Here is a 4,956-nt window from a genome sequence, read left to right on the forward strand (position 1 = left end):
GTCACCATCCCCCGAGCCCCTCACGCTTCTCCGGACCACCGCCCATCTCAGGACACACAGGAGCCGCAGTCCGATGTCCGAGTCAGCCGCCCAGCCCGCCGCCCACCGCCCCGACGCCGCCGGCCCGTCCGGCACCGAGGGCGCCCACGGGACCGACGGGATCGACATCCACACGACCGCGGGCAAGCTCGCCGACCTCCGGCGCAGGATCGACGAGGCGACGCACGCCGGGTCCGCGCGGGCGGTGGAGAAGCAGCACGCCAAGGGCAAGCTGACCGCGCGGGAGCGGATCGAGCTGCTGCTGGACGAGGGGTCGTTCGTCGAGCTCGACGAGTTCGCGCGGCACCGGTCGACCAACTTCGGCATCGAGAAGAACCGGCCCTACGGCGACGGCGTCGTCACCGGCTACGGCACGGTCGACGGCCGCACGGTCTGCGTGTACTCGCAGGACTTCACCATCTTCGGCGGCTCGCTGGGCGAGGTCTACGGCGAGAAGATCGTCAAGGTGATGGACTTCGCCCTGAAGACCGGCTGCCCGGTCGTCGGCATCAACGACGGCGGCGGCGCCCGGATCCAGGAAGGCGTGGTCGCCCTCGGCCTGTTCGCCGAGATCTTCCGCCGCAATGTGCACGGCTCCGGGGTGATCCCGCAGATCTCCCTGATCGTCGGCCCCTGCGCGGGCGGCGCGGTCTACTCCCCGGCGATCACCGACTTCACGGTGATGGTCGACCAGACCTCGCACATGTTCATCACGGGCCCCGACGTCATCAAGACCGTCACCGGCGAGGACGTCGGCTTCGAGGAGCTCGGCGGCGCGCGGACGCACAACACCACCTCCGGCGTGGCCCACCACATGGCGGGCGACGAGAAGGAGGCCGTCGAGTACGTCAAGGCGCTCCTCTCCTACCTGCCGTCCAACAACCTCTCCGAGCCGCCCTCCTTCCCGGAGGAGGCCGACCTGGAGGTCTCGGACACCGATCTGGAGCTGGACACCCTCATCCCGGACTCGGCGAACCAGCCGTACGACATGCACACGGCCATCGAGCACGTGCTGGACGACGGCGAGTTCCTGGAGACGCAGGCCCTGTTCGCGCCGAACATCATCACCGGCTTTGGCCGCGTCGAGGGCCACCCGGTGGGCATCGTCGCCAACCAGCCGATGCAGTTCGCCGGCTGCCTGGACATCAACGCCAGTGAGAAGGCGGCGCGTTTCGTCCGCACCTGCGACGCATTCAACATCCCGGTGCTCACCTTCGTCGACGTCCCGGGCTTCCTGCCCGGCACCGACCAGGAGTACAACGGCATCATCCGGCGCGGCGCCAAGCTGATCTACGCCTACGCGGAGGCCACCGTCCCGCTGATCACGGTGATCACCCGCAAGGCGTTCGGCGGGGCGTACGACGTGATGGGCTCCAAGCACCTCGGCGCGGACCTCAACCTGGCCTGGCCGACCGCCCAGATCGCCGTCATGGGCGCCCAGGGCGCGGTCAACATCCTGCACCGCCGGGCGCTGGCGGCCGTCGAGTCGGACGAGGAGCGCGAGGAGCTGCGCGCCCGGCTGATCGCCGACTACGAGGACACGCTGCTCAACCCCTACACGGCGGCCGAGCGCGGCTACGTGGACGCGGTGATCATGCCGTCGGACACCCGCCGGCACATCGTCCGGGGCCTGCGCACGCTGCGTGACAAGCGCGAGGTGTTGCCGCCCAAGAAGCACGGGAACATCCCGCTGTAGCGGTCGGCTGTACGAAGAGGGGGCGCCGCGGTCCCGGCCCGTCCGGGGCGTGGGCGGCCGGTGCGGCGGGCAGCCGTGAGCGGCGGGGCGGCGCGCGAGCCGTGGGCTCGGAGCCGCCCGGACGAGGCGGGCGTGGGCGCCGCGAGGCGCGCACGCGGCAGCGGGTGAGAGGAGCGTCAGGTGATCAAGGTGGTACGCGGCAACCCCACGCCGGAGGAGCTGGCCGCCGCACTGGCGGTGGTCCAGGCCCGCGCGGCGGCCCGGGCGAACGCCGCCGCGCCGGACGAGGTCGTCCGCCCCGAGTGGGCCAGCCCGGCCCGGCTGGCCAGGACCCGGCGCGCGCCTGCGCCAGGGCCGCGGGCCTGGCGCACCTCCTACTGGCCGGCCTGAGCCCGGGAGACCCGGTTCACATCCCGGCCTGAGTACCCGTACTCAGGCCGGACGGACGCGTGCGCCGGACCATGGGAGCGTGCTGTGGTCCGACCCGTCCGACGAACCCCCCGACGAGCTCCGCGAGGCCCAGGCCATGCTGCGGCGGGCCGGGGTGCTGCTGGCGGTCGGCATGGTGGTGCTGTTCCTCCTGCTCGGGGCGGTGTGAGCGGGGGCCGGTCCGACCGTCCCTGCCGCCCGTCGCCACCCCGTCCCACGGGCCCCATGCATCACTTCCGGCCCGGGTGAGCGGCTTTCCGGCCCACCTCGCCGCCTCCCCTTGCACAGGCGTCTCACAGGTTTGATGCTCCCCGCAACCGGATCCCTCCGCTTCCGCATCCTCTCCTGGGGGATCCACCGCGAACCGGGGAGTGGTCATGCCATGAACAAGCCCGTGCGACACGTAGCGATCTTCACCGGCCTGCTGGTCTTCACGCTGCTGGTGCGCAGTACGTGGGTGCAGTTCGTCCAAGCCGACGAACTGGCGCACCACGAGAAGAACCGGCGGGTGAAGATAGCCGCCTACGCGCAGCCACGCGGCGACATCATCGTCGGCGGCAGTCCGGTCACCGGCTCCACGCCGACGGCCGCGGGCGACCTGAAGTACAAACGCACGTACAAGAACGGGCCGATGTACGCGCCCGTGACCGGTTACTCGTCGCAGATCTACACCAACAGCCAGCTCGAATACGTCTACAACCGCTTCCTCACCGGCGACGACGACCGGCTGTTCCTGCGGAACACGACGCGGATGCTGACCGGGAAGAAGCCGGAGGGCGGCGACGTGGTCACCACCATCGTCCCCGAGGCGCAGAAGGCCGCCTACGAAGGGCTGTCCAAGTACAAGGGCGCCGCCGTGGCGATCGAGCCGCACACCGGCAAGATCCTCGCCCTGGTCTCCACACCCTCGTACGACCCGTCGGTCTTCTCCGGGGAGCGGAACAAGGACTCCCAGGCCTGGCAGGCCCTGGAGAAGGACAAGGAGAAGCCGCTCTCCAACCGGGCCATCAAGGAGCTGTACCCGGCGGGTTCGACCTTCAAGATCCTCACCGCCGCGGCCGCCCTCGACCACGGGCTCTACCACGACGTCGACTCGCCCACCGACTCGCCGTACCCCTGGAACCTCCCGGACACGGTGACGCCGATGAAGAACGAGAACGAGAACGCGCCCTGCCGCAACGCCTCCCTCAAGGTCGCGATGCAGTACTCGTGCAACAACGTCTTCGCCAAGGTCGCCGCCGAGCTGGGCAAGGACAAGATGCGGGAGACGGCCGAGAAGTTCGGCTTCAACCACGAGCTGTTCATGCCGGTGGGGGTCGTCAAGAGCGTCTACCCGAAGGACATCAACCGGCCGCAGACCGCGCTCACCGGCATCGGCCAGGGCAGCCTCGCCGCCACCCCGCTCCAGATCGCGATGATGACCGCGGCCTTCGCCAACGACGGCAAGCTGATGAAGCCGTACCTGGTCGACAGCCTGCGCTCCCCCGACCTGTCCACGGTCGAGAAGCACAAGCCCGAGGAGATGGCGCGCCCGGTCTCGGCGGACACCGCCCGCAAGGTCCAGCGGATGATGGAGTTCACCGCGCAGGAGGGCACCGGCAAGGCCGCGCGGATCGACGGGGTGACCGTCGGCGGCAAGACCGGCACCGCGCAGCACGGCGTCAACAACAGCAAGATTCCGTACGCCTGGTTCGTCTCCTACGCCAAGCAGGGGGACGGTTCGCCGGTCGCCGTGGCCGTCTTCATCGACCCGGAGGGCTCGGACGTCAACCGCGAGGACGTCTCGGGCGGCGGGCTCGCGGGGCCCATCGCGAAGAAGATCATGCAGGCCGTGCTCAAGAAGTGACGGCCGGCGCGGGCGGCCCGCCCGGTGGGCGAGGCGGTCGACGGGGGCCGCGCCGCGCCTCCCTTAGCCTGGCCGTATGACTGCCACACCCGCGCGCCGCCTCGTCCTGGCCTCCCAGTCCCCCGCCCGCCTCGGCCTGCTGCGCCAGGCCGGACTCGCCCCCGAGGTGATCGTGAGCGGGGTGGACGAGGACGCGCTCACCGCGCCCGACCCGGGGTCGCTGGCACGGGTGCTGGCCGAGGCCAAGGCCGCGGCGGTGGCCGCCCGCCCGGAGGCCGCGGGGGCGCTCGTCGTCGGCTGTGACTCGGTGCTGGACCTGGACGGCCGGGCGCTCGGCAAGCCGGCGGACGCGGAGGACGCCACGGCGCGCTGGAAGTCGATGCGGGGCCGCTCGGGTGTGCTGCGGACCGGTCACTGTGTGATCGACACGGCGACCGGCCGGCGCACCTCGGCGACCGCCTCGACGACGGTCCGCTTCGGTGAGCCGAGCGACGCCGAGATCGCCGCGTACGTGGCGTCCGGCGAACCGTTGTACGTGGCCGGAGCCTTCACCCTGGACGGCCGGTCGGCCCCCTTCATCGAGGGGATCGACGGCGATCCGGGCAATGTGATCGGCCTGTCGCTGCCGCTCCTCCGCACACTGCTGGCGGAGCTGGGGACCGCGATCACCGATCTGTGGGCGTGACGCCCGCGGAGCACGACGGCTCCGGGGCGCCCCGCCCGTACCGCGCGTCGGCGCGGTGTCGAGGGGCCGGACGGCCGGGACGGCGGCCGGCCTGGGTGGCGGCGGGGTGCCTGTGATCAGAGCGGCAGTTGCTTGGTGGCCTGGCCGACCTTGCCCAGCTGCTTGAGCTCGCCCAGCTTGCCCAGTTCGTTGATCGCGTCCGGGTAGATGCTGGTGGGCGGGTTCTTCGGCGGCTCGGCGGCCTGGGGCGGGGTGGGCGCC

5 protein-coding genes are annotated in these 4,956 nt (G+C 71.3%); all 5 read left to right on the forward strand.

Annotated elements, in window-relative coordinates; genetic code table 11:
• Positions 1-73: 73 nt before the first annotated feature.
• The 5 genes from ACSNOK_RS30670 (at position 74) to ACSNOK_RS30690 (ending at position 4,695) form a co-directional block, all read left to right on the forward strand.
• Entirely contained in the window at positions 74-1,735 is a 1,662-nt protein-coding gene (locus ACSNOK_RS30670; protein ID WP_436784068.1) for an acyl-CoA carboxylase subunit beta, read from the forward strand.
• Between the two features lie 180 nt (positions 1,736-1,915).
• Positions 1,916-2,125: an acyl-CoA carboxylase epsilon subunit gene (locus tag ACSNOK_RS30675; RefSeq protein WP_004949088.1), complete on the forward strand. Its 210-nt coding sequence runs from the start codon at positions 1,916-1,918 to the stop codon at positions 2,123-2,125.
• Between the two features lie 79 nt (positions 2,126-2,204).
• Positions 2,205-2,333, forward strand: a complete 129-nt coding sequence (gene mmpB, locus ACSNOK_RS30680; protein ID WP_436784069.1) for a morphogenic membrane protein MmpB — start codon at positions 2,205-2,207, stop codon at positions 2,331-2,333.
• Between the two features lie 213 nt (positions 2,334-2,546).
• A complete protein-coding gene (locus ACSNOK_RS30685; RefSeq protein WP_436784070.1) occupies positions 2,547-4,010 on the forward strand; it encodes a peptidoglycan D,D-transpeptidase FtsI family protein in 1,464 nt (487 codons plus the stop codon).
• Positions 4,011-4,086: 76 nt separating this feature from the next.
• Complete coding sequence (locus ACSNOK_RS30690) at positions 4,087-4,695, forward strand: Maf family protein (RefSeq protein ID WP_436784071.1); 609 nt, start codon at positions 4,087-4,089, stop codon at positions 4,693-4,695.
• Positions 4,696-4,956: the final 261 nt, after the last annotated feature.

The organism is Streptomyces sp. URMC 126 (assembly GCF_051386555.1).
Taxonomy (GTDB): Bacteria; Actinomycetota; Actinomycetes; order Streptomycetales; family Streptomycetaceae; genus Streptomyces.

What these genes read in the sequence shown, in the direction of transcription:
- ACSNOK_RS30690 (WP_436784071.1), top strand. Translation starts at nt 4,087, where the DNA reads ATGACTGCCACACCCGCGCGCCGCCTCGTCCTGGCCTCCCAGTCCCCC.
- ACSNOK_RS30670 (WP_436784068.1), top strand. Translation starts at nt 74, where the DNA reads ATGTCCGAGTCAGCCGCCCAGCCCGCCGCCCACCGCCCCGACGCCGCC.
- ACSNOK_RS30685 (WP_436784070.1), top strand. Translation starts at nt 2,547, where the DNA reads ATGAACAAGCCCGTGCGACACGTAGCGATCTTCACCGGCCTGCTGGTC.